Source organism: Asticcacaulis sp. AC466 (assembly GCF_000495815.1).
Taxonomy (GTDB): domain Bacteria; phylum Pseudomonadota; class Alphaproteobacteria; order Caulobacterales; family Caulobacteraceae; genus Asticcacaulis.
The window spans coordinates 163,723-185,506 of the sequence record NZ_AWGE01000005.1 but is presented as its reverse complement, the minus strand read 5'-3'; the positions used below and the strand labels follow the sequence as shown (position 1 = coordinate 185,506).

General features: G+C 57.0%; 16 protein-coding genes. 8 read left to right on the top strand and 8 right to left on the bottom strand.

Translation table 11 applies throughout. The annotated features are described in order from the left end of the window. Positions 1-16: 16 nt before the first annotated feature. Both AEAC466_RS28070 and AEAC466_RS28065 read right to left on the bottom strand, forming a co-directional pair. The gene (locus tag AEAC466_RS28070; protein ID WP_031238305.1) at positions 17-1,180 is read right to left on the bottom strand and encodes an SIS domain-containing protein; all 1,164 of its coding nucleotides are present in this window, start codon (positions 1,178-1,180) and stop codon (positions 17-19) included. After that, the gene (locus tag AEAC466_RS28065; RefSeq protein ID WP_031238304.1) at positions 1,173-2,471 is read right to left on the bottom strand and encodes a D-tagatose-bisphosphate aldolase, class II, non-catalytic subunit; all 1,299 of its coding nucleotides are present in this window, start codon (positions 2,469-2,471) and stop codon (positions 1,173-1,175) included. Before AEAC466_RS28065 ends, AEAC466_RS28070 begins: the two co-directional genes overlap by 8 nt. Before the next feature lie 356 nt (positions 2,472-2,827). Here AEAC466_RS28065 and AEAC466_RS28060 point away from each other — a divergent pair, with 356 nt between their 5' ends. Together AEAC466_RS28060 and AEAC466_RS28055 are read left to right on the top strand one after the other, a co-directional pair. Beyond that, complete coding sequence (locus AEAC466_RS28060) at positions 2,828-3,841, top strand: LacI family DNA-binding transcriptional regulator (protein ID WP_023457092.1); 1,014 nt, start codon at positions 2,828-2,830, stop codon at positions 3,839-3,841. A gap of 272 nt (positions 3,842-4,113) precedes the next feature. Continuing rightward, on the top strand, positions 4,114-6,285 hold the full coding sequence (locus tag AEAC466_RS28055; RefSeq protein ID WP_031238302.1) for a formylglycine-generating enzyme family protein: 2,172 nt from the start codon (positions 4,114-4,116) through the stop codon (positions 6,283-6,285). A 17-nt stretch (positions 6,286-6,302) separates the two neighbouring features. On the opposite strand, the gene AEAC466_RS28050 is transcribed toward AEAC466_RS28055, so the two are convergent. Beyond that, positions 6,303-7,214 (bottom strand): EamA family transporter, encoded by a 912-nt coding sequence (locus AEAC466_RS28050; RefSeq protein WP_023457090.1) that lies wholly within the window; start codon positions 7,212-7,214, stop codon positions 6,303-6,305. A 9-nt stretch (positions 7,215-7,223) separates the two neighbouring features. Then, complete coding sequence (locus tag AEAC466_RS28045) at positions 7,224-9,314, bottom strand: glycoside hydrolase family 36 protein (RefSeq protein ID WP_023457089.1); 2,091 nt, start codon at positions 9,312-9,314, stop codon at positions 7,224-7,226. Between the two features lie 345 nt (positions 9,315-9,659). Between AEAC466_RS28045 and AEAC466_RS28040 the strand changes: the two genes are divergently transcribed. Continuing rightward, a complete protein-coding gene (locus AEAC466_RS28040; RefSeq protein ID WP_023457088.1) occupies positions 9,660-10,565 on the top strand; it encodes a metallophosphoesterase in 906 nt (301 codons plus the stop codon). A 224-nt stretch (positions 10,566-10,789) separates the two neighbouring features. On the opposite strand, the gene AEAC466_RS28035 is transcribed toward AEAC466_RS28040, so the two are convergent. The 4 genes from AEAC466_RS28035 to AEAC466_RS28020 form a co-directional block, all read right to left on the bottom strand. Continuing rightward, positions 10,790-12,202 carry a purple acid phosphatase family protein gene (locus tag AEAC466_RS28035; protein WP_235074164.1) on the bottom strand — a complete coding sequence of 471 codons (1,413 nt, stop codon included), beginning with the start codon at positions 12,200-12,202 and terminating at the stop codon, positions 10,790-10,792. A 68-nt stretch (positions 12,203-12,270) separates the two neighbouring features. After that, complete coding sequence (locus AEAC466_RS28030; RefSeq protein ID WP_235074162.1) at positions 12,271-15,426, bottom strand: TonB-dependent receptor; 3,156 nt, start codon at positions 15,424-15,426, stop codon at positions 12,271-12,273. A 104-nt stretch (positions 15,427-15,530) separates the two neighbouring features. Then, positions 15,531-16,478 carry a FecR family protein gene (locus AEAC466_RS28025; RefSeq protein WP_023457085.1) on the bottom strand — a complete coding sequence of 316 codons (948 nt, stop codon included), beginning with the start codon at positions 16,476-16,478 and terminating at the stop codon, positions 15,531-15,533. After that, complete coding sequence (locus AEAC466_RS28020) at positions 16,475-17,023, bottom strand: RNA polymerase sigma factor (RefSeq protein WP_023457084.1); 549 nt, start codon at positions 17,021-17,023, stop codon at positions 16,475-16,477. The genes AEAC466_RS28025 and AEAC466_RS28020 overlap by 4 nt, the downstream gene beginning before the upstream one ends. Before the next feature lie 306 nt (positions 17,024-17,329). Between AEAC466_RS28020 and AEAC466_RS43660 the strand changes: the two genes are divergently transcribed. From AEAC466_RS43660 to AEAC466_RS43655, 5 genes are all read left to right on the top strand, one after another. After that, positions 17,330-17,971, top strand: coding sequence for a TMEM175 family protein (locus AEAC466_RS43660; RefSeq protein WP_023457083.1), 642 nt, complete (start codon positions 17,330-17,332; stop codon positions 17,969-17,971). 357 nt (positions 17,972-18,328) lie between these two features. Next, entirely contained in the window at positions 18,329-18,877 is a 549-nt protein-coding gene (locus AEAC466_RS28010; protein ID WP_023457082.1) for a DUF2975 domain-containing protein, read from the top strand. Beyond that, positions 18,877-19,116, top strand: a complete 240-nt coding sequence (locus tag AEAC466_RS28005; protein ID WP_023457081.1) for a helix-turn-helix domain-containing protein — start codon at positions 18,877-18,879, stop codon at positions 19,114-19,116. Before AEAC466_RS28010 ends, AEAC466_RS28005 begins: the two co-directional genes overlap by 1 nt. 263 nt (positions 19,117-19,379) lie before the next feature. After that, the gene (locus AEAC466_RS28000; RefSeq protein WP_023457080.1) at positions 19,380-20,390 is read left to right on the top strand and encodes a hypothetical protein; all 1,011 of its coding nucleotides are present in this window, start codon (positions 19,380-19,382) and stop codon (positions 20,388-20,390) included. A 64-nt stretch (positions 20,391-20,454) separates the two neighbouring features. Next, a complete protein-coding gene (locus AEAC466_RS43655; protein WP_023457079.1) occupies positions 20,455-21,678 on the top strand; it encodes an alpha/beta hydrolase in 1,224 nt (407 codons plus the stop codon). Positions 21,679-21,784 lie beyond the last annotated feature (106 nt).

Genomic DNA, 21,784 nt, shown 5'->3' with positions numbered 1-21,784 from the left:
TCTTCTCCGTCCAAGCCTATCCCAGTTCGTGAATCCGTACACCCTGCACCACACGGTTGACCGTGCCCGACGTGTTAGGCTTATCCGGCGTCAGGTTGTGGTTCAAGGCTTCCTGGAAGGCGAAGATTTGCGGACCGACTATGTATGGGAACAAAAGGTCGGTATCGTCGGCTGTTTCCAGCCCGCGAATACGCACGGTATCCTTAGGCTCGACACCCACCCCGTCCTGGGCGGTGATGGCTATCACGCGCGCCGCGTCATTATCCCGGCGCAATTCATCGAGCAGGTCTGAGTCGTAACAGCGTGTGTAGGCGTTGTTGGAGAAAAAGACGACCACCAGGGTCTTGGCATTGACGATGGTCTTCGGCCCATGGCGAAATCCCAGCGGGGAGTCAAACAGGGTGACGCGGGCACCATTTGTGAGTTCGAGCAGCTTGAGCCCAGATTCGCGCGCCAGACCCTGGAAAATATGGCTACCGAGATAGACGATACGCTCATAGCCTTCGGAGGCCAGCGCCGTCATCATGGCCGAATAGTCTTCAAGCGCACTCTGCGTGGCGTCGGCTATGGCACCAATGCGGGCCTGCATGGCGGGGATGCCCGAAAACACGGCCAGGGCTGCATACATCATGCATGAAAAACTCGACGTCATGGCAAAGCTTCGGTCATGCGTCGCTTCGGGCAACAACAGTGTCAGACCCTTTGGCGCCTTGCCGTAAGCGGCCAAGGCACCATCGGCGTTGCAGGTGACCACCAGATGATGCAAGTCCGTGACGAAACGGTCAGCCAGTTCGACTGCCGCGACGCTTTCCGGGCTGTTGCCCGACCGACCGAAGGACACCAGAAGCGTCGGCGTGTCGCTCTCGAAATAGAGCTGCGGCGCGCATGACAGATCGGTTGTCGGAATGGATTCGACGCGCTGCTTCAACCGGGCCGACAGCGCGGGCGCCAAACATTCACCGATAAAGGCCGAAGTGCCCGCACCGGTCAGAATGATACGGACCTTGCGCGCCAGAAGGGGCTGAAGAAAGGCGTCAATTGCGTCCGTCATGCCCATCAACAGAGCTTGCGTCTCGCGCAGCATCCGCGGCTGTTGTTCGATTTCACGCGCGGTCCATAACCCGCCCAGCTTTTCCAGGGTGGTCTCGTCTAGGCCCAAACGGGCTACGGTCTCAGGCATCAATCAACTCCAGGGCGGGGGTACAGGCAGCGTGGTAGGCGTCGAGGGTCGCGCCAACATGGGCAATGACCAGATTTTCAGGTGTCAGCTCAAGCCCGCCGTCGCGTATGATAGCATAGGCGTCAGGCAGATATTGGCTGATCAAAGCCAGTGGCGGAACCTGTTCCGCCAGATTGTCGAACAAGGCGCGCTGGGCAAGCGTGATTTCGCCGTCCGGCCAATAGTAGCGTATGCGATCGGACAGGCTGTATTGCAGATCGAATTTCAAATCGGCGCCGGTGGCGTGGTAGTATTTGGCCCAGTTTCTGGGGTCGGCGGTCATGCGTTCGACCACGACATCGCGAAAATGCGACTGACGATCCGGCGCTATCCATTCTCGCTCGATGGCATCAAGCGCCCAAAGGGCCTCACGTAAGGCGAAGGTCACGCCCGGCCCCACCTTCAGAATAGCGAAGTGGTCTTCAACCAGTTCCTTAAGCGCTCTGGGTGTCTGGTAATCGGTCGAATGCGCCTCAAAAACAAGGGTCGCCTGCCCGTCCAGCGCGCGGCTGAGCCTGGCGGCCTTGGCGCGATCATAGTCAATGACCTTGTGATGGTCGAATTCCACACCCGGCTGGACGACAGTAGCGATGACGCGCGGCCAGGCCGTACTCAGACCCAGTTCGCTGAAGATGGCTTTGTGCGTGCCAATCGTCGCCAAAGCCGCGGCGGGCGTCGTGACTTCCAGTTCGGGCAAATCCTCGTGCGCCCCCCCGGGCACGGGCACCTCCGTGCCAATCACATAGACCGGCGCCTCCCCGCCCACCTCCCGATGGGTGTTTTCGGCGATGGCGATTAATTGGGCTGCGCGACGCGCAATCACCGCCTCGGGTAACGGCACCGGATCATCTGCGCAGGACATCGAGCAGTCGGCATGAATTTTGCGAAAACCGGCGGCAACATACTGGGCGACTAAAACCTCGGCCTTTGCCATGGCCGCGTCAGCCGCCAAATGTGTCCAGGGATTGGGTCCGAGATGATCGCCTCCCAGCACGATGCGATCGCGTGCCAGTCCGACCTTATCGGCAATGGCATAGACAAACGCAACGAAATCGGCCGGCGTCATGCCCGTGTAGCCGCCATCCTGATTGACCTGATTGCAGGTCGCCTCGATCAGCGTGATCTCAGATCCCACCTTGAGCGCATGCGCAAAGGTCGCTTCGACGACCAAGGGATGAGCCGAGCATACCGACGTGATGCCGACGGCCCCGCCCGCCTTATGGCGGGCAACCAGATCGAGCATGGCCTTCATGAGATTTCCTTCCATAGGGATGGTGTTCATCCAACCCTAGCGCTTCATCGCCAAGAACGCAATCAAAACAATGAAAACGAAACATATAAAACGGTACTTTTAACAATTCTCGTCGAAAGAAGTGCATTGCGAACATAAAACCGCTGCCGAAACGTTATAAAAAGAAATTCGATAGGCAATATGCGATCCGGCAAGGCGGCCGCAACGTTCAGAAATTCAGCCTGTGATATCCCCATTGCCTGTGAAATAGTCTCCCGTGATTCCACAGCCATAGACGTCGCCGCTGTTGGCCCCGCAGGTCGTGATTATATCCATTCTCCTTATTGGCACCTTTTCTGGGAGACGACGCCTTGTCTGTGAATGTGACGATTAAGGAGATCGCCAAACACGCCGGTGTGTCGGTGGGCTCGGTCTCTCATGTCATAAATGGCAGCGCCGGCGTCGGCCCGGATATTAAGGCGCGCGTCGAACGCGCCATTGCCGATCTTGGCTATACGCCAAACCCGGTGGCTCGCGGTTTACGGCAACAGCGGACGCGCATGATCGCAATGATCATTCCGGACATCACGAACCCCTATTTTCCGTCGGTTGTGCGCGGCGCGGAAGATCTCGCCTTCGAACACGGCCTCCAGATCGTGCTTTGCAACACAGATAATGACCCCGTCAAAGAAGCCGCTTACCTTCGCACCATGGTGTCGTATTCGCTGAGCGGGCTCCTGATTATCCCATCGGTCGGTGACGAACAGAACCACCCTTTGCATGACGGGCGGCCAAGCGGTATTCCGACCCTGTGCCTCGACCGCAAGCCTATGCACTGGGGCGGCGATGTCATCGTGTCCGACAATGCGGAAGGCGGACGGCTGGTCGCCAGGCATTTCCTACAATCGCGCCACACCCGAATTGCCATCATCAGAGGACCCGACCAATTCAGCAATGCCTTTGACCGGCAACAGGGCTTCTTGTCCGAACTGACATCCAGCGGCCTTCACACGCCTGACGACTATATAGAGCAAGGCGCCTTTGACATTGACGGCGGGCGAAGGGCGGCGCAACGCCTGCTGTCGTTATCCACGCCGCCAACCGCGATATTTGCCAGCAACGATCTTATGGCGCTGGACGTGCTTACCGCGCTAGAGGCACGCGGCCTGTCGTGTCCCAACGACGTTTCGGTCGTAGGCTTTGACAACCTGGATGTTGCCGCCATCACGCGGCCGGGACTCACGACCGTGGACCAGTCGGGTTATACGCTCGGAAGAGCGGGATTGAGCCGCCTGCTCGCCCGCATGGATGCCCCGGACCTGGCGCCGGAGACCCTGCAACTGCCTGTGCGCCTGGTGCATCGCGGATCGGTCTGTCCCCCACAGCCTTGACAGCTCAGTTGGAAAATGTAAGCAGTTACCCAATTTGAAACGTTTCAAAGAGGCAAACGGGGGTTAAGTTAAATCTATTGAGGTGCAATGCATTTATCGAAGCTGATCTTGAGCTGAGGCAATAAGGCCAACCATGACGAGGGCATAAGCGTCGCGGCAGACCCCAAAACGCGTAAATGCCGCAAGGCGCATCCAACTAAGAAAATCCGGTAGCCTTGCGTCTTAGGTGCGGTGCGGACCGGATAATGAACAAAAAATATCAGGGAATAGACATGAAATTTCGCGCACTTATCGGTTTGAGTCTGCTTGGCATCTGGAGCGCGCCTACGCACGCTCAGGATGTGGCCGCAAAAATCTGGCCGCAGCAGATATCCGGTCCGGCGTGTAATACGCCGCCTGCCTGGAATGAGGATCGCCGATACGCCTGCTCCGAAGCCGAGCGGGCGGCATGGCTCGCCGACATCCGCCACTGGCGGGACGAGCGCCGGGCGCGGACCGGCCTGTCTTCGGCGGAATACTTGCGACCGGAACTGGCCTGGACACAGTCGAGTTTCGTCCAGACCCAAACCATGGTCCACGACAGATTTTTTTACGACCCGGTGTCGCGCACATATACGGTTGGAAAATACCTCGCCGATCTGAAAACCCGTTACGGCGGCGTCGATAGCGTCCTTCTGTGGCATACCTATCCTAACCTGGGCGTGGACAGCCGCAACGCCTATGACCTGTTCAACGACCTGCCGGGCGGCCGGGAGGCGGTGAAGGCTATGATTGCCGATTTTCATAAGGCCGGCGTCAAGGTCCTGTTCCCCGTTATGGTCTGGGACCGCGGTACACGCGATCAGGGCGCACCTGATACCGAAGCCTTGACGCGCGACCTGGCGGCGGTCGGGGCGGACGGGATCAATGGCGACACCCTCGACGGATTGCCCTATGCCTATCGCAAGGCCTCCGACACGGTGGGCCACCCCTTGGCCCTGGAGCCCGAAATCGGTTTGGGCTCGGACGAGATGATCAATTACAACCACATGACCTGGGGATACTGGCGGTTCGACTTCGTGCCCTCGGTCAGCCGGTATAAATGGCTCGAACCCCGTCATATGGTTCACGTCAATGACCGCTGGGCCCACACCCATGGCGATCTCCTACAATCGGCTTTTTTCAACGGTACGGGCTATGAAAGCTGGGAAAACGTCTGGGGCATCTGGAACCAGCTGCCCGATCGCGACGCCGAGGCCCTGCGCCGGATTTCGCTCATAGAGCGGCAATATGCCCATCTTCTGGTCAGCCGCGACTGGGAGCCTCACGCGCCGATGGAGACGTTCGGCGTCTTTGCCAGCAAATGGCCGTCCGACACCGCTACCGAAACGCTTTGGACTATCGTCAACCGCAACGCCTATGCCGTCTCCGGCCGTCAGATGGTTGTGCCAACCAAACCGGGCATGCGCTATTACAATCTTTGGACAGGCGACGCGCTTACTGCGCGCACAGACGGCAAGCAGACCGTCTTGACCTTCGATATGGAACCCAAGGGCTACGCCGCCATCCTTGAAACCGCTCAGTCCGCTTCCGAGCTGGCGCCCTTTCTGTCGGTTATGAAAACCGCCAGCAGCCGCCCACTGGCCAGCTACTCCGACCAATGGGTCACCGCGACCCAGTCGCTGGTGGAGATACCCAAGACAGCTCCGGCAAAAGCCGCCCCCACCGGCATGGTCCTCATTCCGGCCGGTGATTACACCTTCAAGGTCGGCGGCATCATGATCGAGGGTGTCAATGACGAAGGTGTCGACGTCCAGTACCCGTGGGAAGCGTCCGCGCGGCGCTACCACACGCAAGACATGCGCATCGATGCCTTCTACATGGATCGCTATCCGGTCAGCAATGCCCAGTTCAAGCAGTTCATGGACGCCACGCACTATACGCCCGCCGATGCGCATAACTTCCTCAAGGACTGGGTAAACGGCACCTACCCTTCCGGATGGGCCAATAAGCCCGTGACCTGGGTCTCCATTGAAGACGCGCGCGCCTATGCGGCCTGGGCCGGCAAGCGGCTGCCTCACGAATGGGAATGGCAATATGCCGGCCAGGGTCAGGATGACAGAACCTATCCGTGGGGGAACGACTGGATCGCCGGGCATGTGCCTACGCCGGATACGGGTCGCGACATGGCCGCCGCCGCGGATGTGACCGCCCATCCCACGGGCGAAAGTCCGTTCGGTGTCCGCGACATGGTCGGCAATGTCTGGCAATGGACCGACGAATATCGCGACGCGCATACCCGCGCCGCCATCGTCAAGGGCGGCAGCCATTACAAGCCGCAAGGCTCGCGCTGGTATTTTCCTCAGGCTTACAAATTGACCGAACACGGCAAGTACCTGTTGATGGCGCCCAGCATCGACCGGTCAGGCGCCATTGGCTTCCGCTGCGTGAAAGACAAAATGTGAGGTTTCGAACCGTCGCCTCAGGCGGTTAGCGCCAGCAGCGCTGAGGCGATGACCGCCAATATCAGGCCGACGATTTTCAGTTCGCCGGGAATAACATTGGCGACAACAAGCGAGATCACGGCCGTAACCAGCGGACCGCCGGCATTGGTTAGCGGCGCGACGACAATGGCCTTGCCATATCGAAAGGCGAAAACGAGGCAGAGCGCGCCGATGGCGTTGAGAATCTGAATACCAGCGGCCAACCACGGACCCTCCAGGCCCAGATTGATTGGCTTGGAAAAGTCCGTCATGGTCAGCGCGACAGGCACCAGCATAAGCCCCGTCACCATCATGTAGAAGAAGATGCTTTCGCCTGTCATCGTATGGTTGGCAAGCTTCATGAAATAGGCCTGAATGCCCCAGCAGGCCATGATCACGAGCGCCAGCGGAAACCACACGCCGCCATTCATGAAGGAAAAGCCTTTTTCCGGTGAGAAGTCGAACAACGGCAAGGCAATCAAGGCCAGAACGACGCCTAACAGCCCCAGCCGCGTGGTCCGCTCCTTCAGGAAGATCGCTGACATCAGAATCGTCACCAATGGCGACAAGGAGATGATGGGGAAGATGAGATAGGCCGGGCCGGTGTTCACCGCGTAGAACAGCACCATCTGACCGCCCGCGCCCAGGAGGCCAATAATCAGGCCATACAGGATGGCGCGTGGACTATGATCTAGCGTCCATCCGGCCTTTGCCAACACATATATGGCTGGCAAGATCATGGTGACCGCCCAGACGCAATAGGTCAGGGTTTCCGGAAACCCCTTCTGGGCAGAGATGCCGGTAAAGGCGCCCCACACGCCCCACAGACCTACGACGCCCAAGGCATAGACAAGCCAACGTTTGCCCGCCACAGCGGTATGTACGGACGGTTCAGGCACGGATTCGTTCATAGCGCGGCCCTAAACAGGTATGGCTTCGATAAGAAGAAAACGGTCGAACCTGACCGCCAGACGGTTCTTAGCGGGGGTGACCTCGCCCAGCCCGATATCGTTATAGTAATCGACCAACCTATAGCGCCCCTTGGTCAGGCCACGCAGTTCCACCGGACCTTCCCATTTCGGCGCGTAGAAGGCGTAATAGAGTTTACCGTCCTTTTCGACGGCATGGGCTTCGGGTTTGTCGAAGCCGATATCGTAGAGTTCGCCGCGATATTGGCCCTGAGCGAGTTGCTTGGTGTTATAAATGGCTATCCACTTGCGCCATAAAGCCTCGCGTTCCGGCGTGAGTTGGTAGTTTTCTCCCTTTTCGTGACCGGGTCCCGGCCAGGCGAACTTTGTCGACACGATGCCGCCGATCCCTACGGTGGAGGCGAAATCATCCCCGCCGTCGGACAGCTCAACATGGTCGCCGGCATAGGCGGCGGCCCCGCCCATCAGCGCCTTCAATGATTTGCCCTTCAGCCGCACCTGCCACGAGCTTAGCGGATCAGAGGCCGGAACATGGTTGGTATAGGGCAGGTTATGGAAGGCGTACGACGTGCCACACGGACAGAATTCTACGACCGCGTCAGGATTGACTTCGCGGGCCGCGTCGTAAATCAGCTTCCAGAAGGTCTGGAGTTGCTCAACCGACTCCTCCGGATGCGCATGGTTGTGCGCCGGATTATAGCACGGGGCGACGCCATTCATGTGCTGGCCGTCAAGCTTGAGCCCTTCGAAGCCCCACTCGCCAATGATTTTACGAACAAGCTGGCGGTAATAGTCCTGGGTCGGCCGATAGGCGGGACATAGGTAAAAGGCGTTCCACCAGGTGACGTTCTGCACCGCGCCGTTTTGATCGAGCAAGAGCATATCGGTATGATCATGCAGGAGATCCGTGCCTGGATCGACCGCCAGCGGCGCCAGCCACAGACGCGGCTTCAGTCCCGCCTTCTTGATCGATTGCACGAAGGCCACCATGTCGGCATCCTTGCGCGGAAACTTCTTTGTATCGAGATACCAGTCGCCTTCCGAGGTCTGCCAGCCATCGTCGAGCACGGCCCAACTCAGGCCGACCGCCTTGGCCTTGGCCAGAGTGCCCTCGATTTCCTCAACCGTGAAATTGCGCTGATAGCCCCAGGCGCACCATACCGGCTCATAGGACGCAGCCGGCGGCTTTGGCGCGGCCAGCCCACGATCGGCCATGACCCGGCGATAGGTGTCGAGTGTCGCAAAATGATCGCGCCTGTGAACCGATATGAAGGTATCGAGCGTCGCCAGTTCGTCACCTTGCGCTAAGGTCACGGGGCAATCCCGGCAGATGGCAACGCCCGCCCCGGCCGGCGTTGCGACCAGCGGCAGGGAAATCAGTTTGGGTGTCAACTCTATGTGGCCCACTGCCAGCCCGGCGTCGGGCCGCCACACATCGACAATCGGCGTGCCGCCGCCATAATCGGACGCATTCATACCCATGAAATTCGGTTGGTCGAATCCGGCCTTTACCGGTTGGACCCAATCTCTTCGATCATCGTGGGAAGAGCCGGAAAAGGACCAGAAGGCAGCACCTTTCAGGGTATGGGCGTGACTGGTCCAGCGCGTGATCGCCACAGGGGTCGCTTGTGTGTTACGATAAGTCACGCGCGTGAGGGCAAAACCCGGAAAACGGTCGTACAGCCTGATCTTCACGACCTTTTCCAGACCCTCCGCCGACGTTCCCCGTATAACGAAGACGGTCCCATCCCCATGTTCGTCCCGGATTTTCCTTTGCGTTTTTTCCGAGAAGGAAAAACGATCAATAACCCGGCCGTCGGAGCGTGTAACGGTTTCGGACGGCGCGAACTCGGTTAATCCTAACCGATTGCCAGTCGGATCGATGCTTACGCGGCTATTGAGACCCAGGTCGAAATCTATCGAGAGTACATCGTCGCTGACGGTGGCGATGGATGCGGACTGGGCAAAGACGGGTAATGGCATCAAACCGGAGGCGATCATTGTGCCCGAGAACAGTTTAAGCAAACCCCGGCGATGCAGGGCCGTTGCCGGTTTCAAGGAGGTTGATGATTGGCTTGTCATGGTCCGGCCCTCCGCACTTGCCGCCGCTAGCGACATGTTCGTTTTAATCTTGCAGAAGTCAAATTAAAAAGGCAAACAAAAAGACGCAAAAACGAAACTTTAAATTTCGTTTTCGTTGCATTTTTGGAATGGCACTCTGTCAGAGACCGAATCCGCCATGAAACTGCTGATCGCTACCGCGCGCATTTCAACCGTTATTTTCACCGCGACTGACACTCTGCATAATCGAGGTCAGAGACAAAATGAGCACCGGTAATGGATCGGGATGCGTATCGGCGCCTAGCGGTTAAATCCATTGGAAACAGGTACGGCTCAATATAGGCTTGTCCACGGTTGGGAGGGCAAATGCCAAAGCGAGTAATTAAAGTGGCCGTCGGAGCAGCTGTAGCCGTTTCGTTGGCAATGGCTTTTTGGTTCGAGCCCGAAAACCTTACTGTGACACGGCTAGACGTGCAGACACCGGACTGGCCTTCAACCACGGCACCAATTCGGGTGGTCCTGCTTTCGGACTTCCATATCGGCGGACTTCATATGCCAATTGGGCGCGTTCGCAAAATTGCCGACCAGGTCAAACGGCTACATCCCGATTTAGTTCTGCTCGGTGGCGACTACATCGGAGCCGACGCCCTGCGGCGCGGCGACGAGAGGCTTCGTCGGAATCGATCCGACGATGCCCTCGAGCTAGACGGTATAAAAGCTCTGGGCGCGCTTGAAGCGCCCCTTGGCGTGGTGGCAGTAATGGGCAATCACGACTGTTATTGGGACTGTCAGGGCGTCAAAGATGCGCTTTCAAAGACGCACATCCGATTACTGCAAAATGACAGTTTGCAACTGAAACGAAAAGGTGGCGACATATGGATCGAGGGTATTGAAGACGGTCAGACCCAACACCCTGACTTTCCACGCGCTGCAGCCAAGGTGCCTGCCAACGTGGCGGCACTCACTTTGGTTCATAATCCTGGATTATTTGATTGGTCATCCAATACATCTGACCTGCAGCTGTCAGGACATACCCACGCGGGACAAGTGCGCTTACCATTAATTGGCGCGCCTGTCCGCATGTCTCGCCACACTGAAGACACCGCCAAAGGATGGACCATTATCAATCAGCGGATTTTGATAGTTACACGAGGGCTCGGAGAAAGCGGCTTACCGGTTCGACTGAACGCTCCGCCTCAGATCATGGTCCTGACCATTCATCCGGGTTCCGTGGCGGCAGTTGCAGGCCGCCCCGACGAATGGATCCATTGAGAAAGGCTCACCAAAGTTCTAGCTTTTTGAATGAGCATTTTGGCCCCCCAGCTTCGCCTGGCGCCTGCCGAAAACGGATATAAGCGATCTGCAGCGCTCGACCATACCGAAATTCGTAGCAAAAGTTAGATCAAATGCGTTTCCAGCAAGGTGATATCTAAGCTATTTCAGCAAGGTTAGTGGGCGGGTTTCCAGGAGCTATAGCTTTGACGCCGCCCACATCCTTATTGCGCCAGATCACCATCCTTGTTGATTTTTTTGCCTGGTAGCCACAATTCGGGTGTCCGCGGCTTCAGCTCGATACGCGTCTTTTTACCAGCGGCATCCTTTTGTAAGGCAAACGCATCGTAAAGCACACCGTTGGCCGTATAGGCCTTGTACTCCAACCTGTCGCCCTCGACTGTGAGGACCTGGAACAGCTGAGTTTGTGATGCCTTGCGGTCGGCCCAGGCCAGATCGGAAACCGCGTACATTTTCGGTCCCGCGACCGAAACGATATAAATGGTCGCATTGTCATCAGGACGGCTTTCCCCAATAGGTGTCGGGGCGGCGCCACGGGCATAGCCGTGGTCGTGACCTTGTAAAAGCAGATCGACCTTGTACTTGTCGATGAGAGGCTTGAGCGCTTCGCGCACATCCGGATTGTCGCGATCGGGCTCTGACGAGTAGAGCGGGAAGTGCAGACTGATCACTGTCCAACGGTTAGGATTATTGGCCAGAATATCGTCCAACCATTTCACCTGTGCAGCACGTTCTTCCGGATCGCCATGCAGAAGGAGGGCGTTGACGGAAATAATACGCACGCCTTGATAATCGACATAAAATGCCGTTTCCTTCAGCTTTTCACGACCGGCGGGGCCGTTTTCCGGTAGGGTATATTGCGCACGCCATTGCGGCGATAGGCGTGCACCCGTCTCGTCAATGGGGCGACCATATTCGTGATTGCCCGGCGTCATGATCGACGGTGTCTGCGCGTGTATGAAGCCGCCGGCAGAGAACCATTCTGCCCACTCGTGATCGGCATTGTGGCGATTGATCAAGTCGCCGGCATGCAGCATGAAGGCCGCCTTACCGTCCTCGCGCTGGGCTTCGCGCAGAACACGCGACCAGTGTGAAAGAATATCGTTCTGAGCATCGCCGAGGTAGATGAAGCTAAAACGCTCACCCGGCTTTCCGGCGGTTGAAAACTGGAACCATTCCGACCACAGGGCCCCATCGCCAACACGGTAGACATAGCGTGTCGAAGGCTCCAGTCCGGTCAGGACAGCGGAATTATAGGTCGCCTGAAACCCCGCTTTCTCTTCGACATCCAGGGTCAGCAACTCTGATTTTGCAGTGATTTCCGCAGCATGTCTGACGAAATTCGGCCCGGCTTCGGCAATGGCAAACTGCACCCGGCCCTGCGGCGCACCAATTCCGCTACGCCAGGTCACAGCCATCTCATGCTGAGTGTCATTGGTCAGGTTAAGAATGATGCGTTCAGGCTGAGCTGTCGCTGGCGCTAGAACCGAAGTGGCGACAGCAGACAGCTTGGCGGGGGCAGCGACTGGCGACACAGCCGGCGCAGCGCCTTCAGCCGACAGGGCTGCAAATAACAGGGCGGTGCCAGCGGCGGCACACATAAGAGACTTGTACAAAGGGGAACTCCAAAGAAGACGGCGGAGCCCCGACAAGGAGGCTCCGCCTGTTTTGCGCAGGTAGACACTTAGTAGATGTAGTTGAAGCTCAACGAGATCGTGCGGCCATTCTTAGTATATGCACGGCTGGACGCGGTTGTCGGACCATAGGACAACCAATAGGTATGGCTATCGAACATATTCTGGACGTTGAAGCTCACCGTAGCTTTCGGCGTCAGCTTCTTGCGCAGATTCAGGTCGACGAACGTGTAATCCTGCTCATACGGATTATTGCCGAAATCCTGAATGCTCGAGAGCATTTCCGACTGGTAGTTCGCGGCCAGATAGGCTTCCCAACCGTATTTTTCGTAGAACAATTCGAGGTTCAGAACCTTTTCCGGCGTTTCCATCAGTGGCAACTCGTAGCCTTCCGGATGCCAGCTCATGCCCGTCACAGCGCTGGAGGTCTGGAACGTGCCATTGAAGGACATGCCGAAACCATTATATGGCGACGGCAGCCAGTCGAAAATCTGCCGAGCGCTAATTTCCATGCCCTGGACATGGGCTTTCTTGCCGTTATTGGCCATGGTGATGAGTACGCCATTCGGGTCCTCGTTTTCACTGGCCGTGCCGTTGCGGATGTTCGACGACGACGAACGGAACAGGAAGTTCTTGATATTCTTGTCGTATAACGCGATCGAATAGGCGCCGGTCTTGCCGCGATACCATTCCAGCGACAGGTCCATGTTGACAGCCCGCATGGGCTTCAGGTTCGGGTTGCCTTTTTCGATAGCCAGCAGCAGCCAGTCGGCGGTGGGATTTTCTTTGCCGTCGCCGTCCGGGTCGGTGTTGTAGGTATATTCGTTGGCCGAACTCATACGCGCGATGTCCGGGCGGGCAAAGCTGGTCCAGACCGCGCCGCGCAGGTAGAGATCGGGACGGAACTTGTAAGTGGCATGTATCGACGGCAGGACGTTGGTGAATTCGCTCTTGCTGACGCTGTATTCGTTGCCGACCTTGCGATCCATCGTCCAGGCAGTGATGGTGTTTTCAGTTTTTTCGACACGGGCGCCGGCGATGAGATTCACCTTGCCGAAAACCGCCTCACCCATGGCATAGGCCGCGGTCACTTTTTCGCTGAACTTGAACGTATCTTCGTCCGAAATAATCGGGTCATCCGCATTCATAGCCGTACCGGTGAAAAACGTGCTTTTCCCGGCGTTCGCCAGATTCAGTTCGGCAAGCATCTTGTCGTCATCCAGAACGATGCCCAGGCGGTGGTCTCCTGTATATTGACCATCAAACAGGCTGGTCACCGGCGTGCCATAGAATTGCGAAAAATCGGCCAGAGTTCCGGAACGCGACAGGTTCAGGAAGCTGCCTTCAAACTTGCGCCGGTCCGATTTGTAAAACTTGGCACCCGCCTTAATGTTGCGCAGCCAGTCGTGATCGAACTCATAATTGGCGTTGAACTGAACCTGCTTCAGCTTTTCAGTCGAAGACGAAACTTCGGCTTCCATGCTGGCAAACTTGAAGTTCTTCGGGTCTTGTGCGCCTTCGAGCCCCGCCTGATTTAGCACCCACTGCGGGTAGCGGCTATCGCCGGATGAATCGACTCCGACACCTTTGTTGCCCAGCCAGTGGTACATGTCGGTGCGGAATTCCATCTTGTAATCGCCGTCCGACTCGTCCCGCGATTCCGAAACCGATACGTCGTAGTCGATGGTCAGCTTACCGAAATGACTTACGCCACCGCCATTGAGTGAGCTGAGAAGCCCTGTTGAATAGCTGCCTTCCCAGAACCGGCGCATACGGAAGCCCTGCGGGTCCCAGACGCCAGAACCACCGTCCAGAGAATAGAGCGACTTGGTCGACTTGTCCTTGTCAGTGATCACCCCATCCTTGTCGCGATCAACGATCTGGCTCGTAGTATAGCCATAGATATTGCCGCGCCTATCATTACCGATGATCATCTGGTCAGGTGTTTTCAAGGACTTGTCAGTCTTGTCGACCTGCGACAGCCGCGTAGAGAACTGGCCTGTATCATTGCGGAAGTTCAAGCGTGTGGAGAACTCTTTCTTATTGTACTCGTTATAGGTGCCGCGCAGGTGGAACTGATGGTCTTCACCATGCCAGTCAAGCGACGAATTCAGCCCCTTTCGCTCAACCTCGGCATGACCGGTCGCCAGTTGCATGCCGCGAAAGACGAAGTCGTTCAGATCCGCGTCCAGAGTTTCTGAATTGGAATACCAAGTCCGCGGCTGACTATCGCCGTCGCCACCATTTTCCTCGAACTGCGTCTGGCGCTTGGCATAGGAAGCCGTAACAAACACACCGAGGCGGTCACCGAACTTCTTGGCGAAGGAGAGAGCGGCTTTAGAAGAGGTTGGATTTTCGAACTTATCCATCACGCTGCCCTGAACAGACAGGCCAAGATGGGTTTTCTTGTAGTTGAAAGCAGTAGGCGTATCGATTTCGACCGTACCGCCCAGCGCGTCGCCATCCATGTTCGGCATGATCGTCTTGTGAACCGTGATGCCGGCAATCCCTTCCGGTGGCAGGAAACTCAGCCTCACGCCACGATAAAACTGTTCATCACGAGACCCGGCGCCCGACATCTTTACGCCGTTCATCGTGTAGTTGTTCAATTCGGTAGACAGGCCGCGAATGGTGATGCGGTCGCCTTCACCGGTGCGGGAATCACGGACCGCATTGACGCCTGGCACCTTGGCCAGGGCTTCAGCAACGTTTTCAACCGGCAGCTTGCCCATGTCGTCGGCGTTGACGCGATCTGATATGTTCTTCTGGCGGCGCTTGTCTTCGACCGAATCCGTCATAGCCTTGGCGTACCCGGTAACGATAACCTGAATGGGTTCACCTTCGGTGATCGTAGCTGCCTGTTGCGCTACGGGCGTCGAGTTGACGCGAACGATGACCGAACCATCGACGATATCGGCGCTAAGGCCAGTGCCGGCCAGCAGTTGTGTCAGCGCGGCGCGCGCTGTCATAGTGCCCGAAACGGCGGTCGAACGTTTACCACGCACCAGGTTCGGCGCGGCAATGATCTGCAGGTCGGTCGCCCGTGAGAAATCCTTCAGGGCGGCAGACACATCTTTTTGCGCCAGATGAAAAGGCATCGTCTGGGTTGCGGGCGCTTGCGCATTTGCAACGACGGGCGCCGTCATTCCGGCCGCCATCAGCGCCAGTACCGACAAGCCACGCGCAAGTTTTAATCTGGTATTCACGTTCAACACTCCGATAAACGCGGCCCCCTTGGCCTCGCCTATGGGAGATGCTGAAAAACATCTCTTCCCGACAAAAATTAATATGAATTATTTATGAAATACAACTATTTAGTCAGAACAAGGACGTTATTTCTAACACTTGAACGCAGTCCGTAACCCGTTTTGAGGCTTCGGATCACACGCTCTGGATCGGAAATCTTAAAGCGCCCGGAAATGGTTATATGGCTGAGGGCCGCACCTTCCAGGCGGATCGGCCGCGTCGCGTAACGATTTAGTTCATCGACCAGACGCGTCAGGCTTGTCTCTTCGGCATCGAACCATCCCGACCGCCAATCCGGCCCCTCACCGGCTTCAAAAGAGACTGGGGTCAGACCGCTCTCGCCGGTCATGACCTTTTGCCCGACGGTGAGGTCACGCTTCTTACCATCCGCCGCCACGCGGACACGGCCGCGATAGACAGAAACCTCGCTTTGGTCGCCCGACAACAGGTCGATATTGAAAGCCGTACCCAGGACACGCACCTCCGTCTTGTGTACCGTTACAACGAAAGGACGGTGCTCATCATGCGCCACGTCGAAATATGCTTCGCCACGCGTCAGATCGACATGGCGCGCACCTGACGTATAGCTGACGCGCATAGCTGAGGCACCACTCAAAGCAATGCGCGTGCCGTCGGGCAGAGGAATATCGAGCGTTTCTCCCGGTCCTGTCGTCAAGGTCGCGGTATGTTGTGGCACCGGCGACTGAGCGGGCAATCCACGCGACACAACAAGTCCCAGAACCAGACAGGCAGCCACTGCAGCGCCAAGGCCGTACCACGGCGCCAGGGTCTGGCCGGATTTGCGCGGGCCCTCCGCGGCGATTTCCCCGGCAATGTCATAGGTTGCCAGTATATCGGCATAGGCCATTGCATGTCGTTCATCTGCCGAAATCCACAGTTCGAACTGACGCTCGACATGCGCTTCGATGATAGGCCCCTGCATGCGGATGAGCCAACCGGCGGCTTGCTCTTCAGGTGTTTCCAGTCGTTGCTGGTCAATGGCTCGGATCATCGTCTTGCCTCCCCGACCTCTTCTTTAATTGTATCTGATACCTGTGCCTCGTCGCTCATGTGCCAACGTCGGCGGGCGGCATTTAAATCCAGCAGTGCCCGGGTTATATGCTTTTCGATGGCTTTGACGTTGAGCCCAAGCGCGCGGCCGATATCCTGGCAACTCTCGCCGTCCAGACGGCGCCGCATAAACACATTCCGGCGTAAAGGCGGCATGCTCGCCAGCGCAGCAAGCACCGCCTGTGTCTCGGCGCGATCTTCGGCCACACGATCGGGCAAGGGCTGCGCGCAGGCAAAATCATCCGCAGCGTCCAGCGCATCGGTTGGTTTGAGTTTGCGGAAATATTCGCGGATCTGGTTATCGGCTATGCGAAAAGACAAGGCGTAGAGACTGACAACAATATTGTCCTGCTGATACTCAATGATCCGCAAGACCGTATTTTGCGCAATATCATCCGCCAAATCAGGCTGACGCAAGCGATTCAGGACGTAACGCCGAACAACCGCAAGCAAGGTTGCCCAATCCTGATCCTGTCGCTCCGTCATTACGCTTACTCGTCTTCGGGAAAAGTCCACATCATCTCCCTGCCCATATCGGGCAAATATGACAGCGGCATGTAGATCGCCTTGATGAAGATGCATGAGGGGTCTAGAACCCGACAGTGGAGGCGCAATTTTTTAAGTAAGACTGGTTGAGAGTTCGGGGCCGAGCAACCAGACGACCGTCATCCGTAGCGCGCACGTACTTACTGCAACCCCGTCAATCAAACTTCTATGGCTTCGATAGATGCAGGTGTCTTGACAGCTAAGGCCAACTCAGGCTGATTTTACCTCTCAGTATAGGGGCACCGCATGAAAGAGCACGACACACCGGAAAAGAATTACGATCTCGAACGCCTACTATTCTTTTCCGACGGCGTATTCGCTATCGCCATTACGCTGCTTGTCATCGAGATGCGTCCACCCGAACACTGGGATGGAACATGGAATGGACTTTTGACCCCCATCCTCGCCAAGCTGATCTTTTATATTATCAGCTTCTTCTCGCTGGGCCTCTTCTGGATGGCGCACCGTTTCATCTTCCGTTACACGCAGAAATTCGACGAGGTTACAGCCTTTCTGAATTTGATCTTCCTGTGCCTCATCGGCCTGATGCCCTTCGTCAACGCCATGGCCAGCGAACATGGCATGCCGTCGGTCGTGTTGCAGATGTATCTGGGCGAAATGGCCGCAGTCTCGCTGACCGGCGGCTTGATATGGTTTTACATCGCCTTCGTCGGCAGACTGGCCGATCCGCGCCTAACCAACGGCTTCAAATGGTATGCGACCGCGCGGCTTACCCTGACTCCCCTGCTGATCGCCGGCGGTTCGCTATGGATCGGCTTACAATCTGGCATTTTACCGTCTATCGCCTTCCTGATTGTCGCCTTCTTCGTCACCAACCGACTGCACTTGCAACCGTTTAAACCCGAAAAAGCCAACCCGGCGGTATAAGGATTGCTTTGCTTTTGGCCAGAGTAACATCTAGGGGCGCCGTCGTCCCTTCAAGCCGTTGCAGAACATCCGGAATTACAGCCGACTGCTGTCCACCATGTCTTGCTGGAGGTCAGGATACGGACGAGGCGAATGCCCAAAGGGGGCTCGGCCTGGCGTTCGTGCTCAACGCTTAGATCGGCCTTTGCTGTTACGTGCTCCAAAGGCATACAGTTCGTTTTATGTTTCGGATATATTTTCTGTCAGACAGAAATCTATGGCATTACAACAATGTCAGACGCCACAAACTCGCGTAATGGAAGGATTGGCGTTCACGCTCCAATTTGGTGGGTTTAATGGTTGCTAGGTGAGGTTACAATGAAGAATGAAGACATAGGGCTGATAAGCCGTTGGAGCGCCGCGATGGGCTACGTATGCATCATTGCCGCTGTAACATTTATAGGTGGTTCGATCTGGCAGTGGCACGCCATGTCCCCGTCAGAACTGGCTTCATGGCTGAACGTACCGTCGATACGTCTCGATCATGGGCGAGACCTGGCGGTACTACTGCTGATGGGCCTGCCAGCGCTCATCAACGCATATGGTCTGATGCAAATCAGATCTTCATTTTTGTCTTTCGCGTCCGGCGAGATGTTTTCTTCGAAAGTCATCCTTGGCTTGCAGCGATTTGGAAGTGCGGGGATGAGTGCCGTTCTGCTATCGGCGATCTTGACGCCTTTGGTCGGCTTCTTTCTGACCTACGACAGTGCAGCGGGCGCCGACTTCCCAATTAGGATAGGAACAGGTAGCCTGACGATCCTTGTCATTTCCGGTTTTACCTGGACGTTCGCCCGCATACTTAGCGTCGTTGCCGCCATAGAACGCAGAAATAAGGAATTGGCCGAAGAAAATGCAGCGTTCGTTTAATGGGTAATCCTGATAACCGCCCTCTTAGAATCGTCGTGACACTTGACGTCATGATGGCGCGTCGCAAGGTTAAAGGGAAAGACTTGGCCGAATATGTCGGCATCACAGAAGCCAACCTCTCCCTGTTGAAGCAAGGACACGTCAAGGGCATACGTTTTGAGACACTCGCCAAGATTTGCGAATTTTTGAATTGTTCGCCGGGCGACATACTGATTTCTGAACAGGTTCCCCGGCCGTGATCAGTACGATGCCCGGCGGCACATCGGCCAATATTTGATCGTTAGCACCAACAAAACATGCGCACTCACACGACCATCACGAAGGTCGCTTGTCCCGTTCCTTGCTGCCTAATTATTTCTGTTTTACAATAATATATTTCTGCTATAAGGTCATATAATCGTCGCGCAGCCCAACATGTTGCCAACCGAACAGTCTTTGTCGTTCTCTCTTCTGCCGTATCTCTTCGAGGTATTAAGCCTCCATGTCAGCAACAAGTAAGACCATGAAATTCGTAAGCTGGATTGGCATTGCACTGATAGCGTGCGCGCCTGGCGCTCAGGCGGCGGCTCCGCCGGCCCCGGCCGTGGCGCCCGTCGGCCAGCCGGTTATCCAGGCCGGCGATATCGATCGGTTCTGGGTGGCTTATGACGCGGTGCGATCGCAGACGGACCGCCAGGCCAAACTCGCCCAGTTCCAACATCTATATCTCGATCCGGCCACGCCCGGCCTGCGCGCCTTGATGGCGGCGCGGGGCTATACGCCGGACCAATATATTGATGCCATTGAAAACTGGCCCAAATTCTGGGCCTCGATCCGGCCGTTGACGGGCCGTGCCCGCGAAGCCGCAGCGCCACTCGCCAAAGATCTTGCGACCTTTCGGGCGATCTATCCGGACATTAAGCCTGCGAGTATAACCTATGCGATCGGCGTCCTGCGCACCGGCGGTACGACCCAGGGCAATATGGTCCTGATAGGGGCCGAGATCGCGCTTGCCGACGAGACGGTCGACGTCTCCGAATTACCCGAACGGATGCGCACCCGCCTTGGCACGTTCTTCGCCACTCGCCCTTTTACAAATAACGGCCAAAACAACATTCACGAATATGTCCATACTCAGCAGGAAGAGTCGGGGGAAAGCCTTGCCGCACGCGTCGTCTATGAGGGCGTCGCGGAGTTTGTAGCCGAACAGGTGACAGGCCATCGCCCGCCGCTGCAACTCTACGTCTATGGGCCTGCTCACCGCGATGCGGTGCGCGACCAATTCCGCGCCGATATGGCGAAGACGGATTGGAATGACTGGCTTTACAACAACGATCACAACATTTTCGGGGTGCCGGATATGGGTTATTTCGTTGGTTATGAAATCGCCCGGAACTTCTATGAGCGCGCGCCTGACAAACGTGCCGCCATCCGCACGATGATCCAGTTGCACTATGGCGACGACGAAGCGGTGCGCGCCTATATCGCGCAATCCGGCTATCTAACCGACGATCATGTCCCGGCAGCTAAATGAACCGCCACCTGGCACGCCGGATTATCCGTCCCAACGCGCTTTCGGGCGGTTCTGAGGTTTTGCCATGATATCTAGATTCGCTCTTTTCGGTCTCATCGTTCTGCCTGCCGGGCTTGTGCTGGCAATTGTCGTATCGGTCATCGCCGTAGTTGGCATATCCTTTCTGGTGAACGCCCCTGCCGTCTTTCTGTTCGCCGGACTGGTTGCCTTTGCTCTTACCGTGTGGGGCAGTGCAGGCTTGGGCTTAAGGTGGCTAACCGGCAACCCCCGTCCCCTCGGCAGTCTCGCGTTCAGCGCTGTCGCATCGATGGGGCTTGTCGCGATAAGTATCCCTGTCCTTCAGCCATTCCCAGTCCAGCCCGAAAGACCAATCCCAGCCGACGTCGCCTACTGGGATATCGGCAATACCGAGCGTCTGGCCTATGTGCATGCGCCCAGTAGAGTTGTGGGCGCGCATCATCGCCCGGTGGTCGTCCTGCATGGAGGCCCCGGCACGCCCAATGAAGGCTTGCCTGATCTGACGAACGCCCTCAACGCACTCGGCTACGATGTATATTCATACGATCAGATCGGTGCAGGCCGCTCAACCCGTCTGGCCGATGTTACGCGATACACGGTTGCCCGCAACGTCGAAGACCTTGAAAAAGTGCGGCTGGCGATAGGTGCGGACCGCATGGTTTTGCTGGGTACATCGTGGGGTGCGACGCTTGCCGCCCATTATACCCTCGCCCATCCAGACCACGTTGCAAAGGTGGTGTTCGCCTCGCCTGGCCCCCTTTGGCCGCCCGCCCGCGCGGGTGACGGCGCGTCTCCGTTCGAGAGCCTCACAGGCGCCGCTGGCCAGCGTTATCGCGAATTGACTGAAGCCCCGCGGGTAGTGGCCCAAGCCCTTCTAGCGGCCGCCAATCCAAACGCCGCGCACAGGCTTGTCGGCGACGCTGAGGCCGATTCATGGATGCATGAAGTCGCCGTTGCCGGCGTTAGCGTGGGCGCGTGTCCGGGAACCAAGGTCGAATCGCACATTCATCACAACCTGCAAGGCTTCTATACCAACCTCATGACCAACCGCGATCTGAAGCGGGTGCCTGATCCCCGCCCGGGACTTCGGGCCATCAAGGTACCCGTGCTCGTGGTACGCGGCGCCTGCGACTTCATAGCCCCCGCTTACGCCAACGACTATGCGGAGACGTTTGGCACCGCAGTTCATACCATCTCCGGTGTTGGCCATGCCATCGATGTCGGAAAATCCACCGAATTCGATAGCTTGGTTCTCGGGCTCCTCCGCTAGGCTTATTAGGAGCCATCAACGTTGTTGCGCCTTACACCGTGTGTGGACGGCCCTTAGAGTTCAAGGGGTCAAGCACGTTTTGGCTATGGTTCGGGTGCGCTCATGT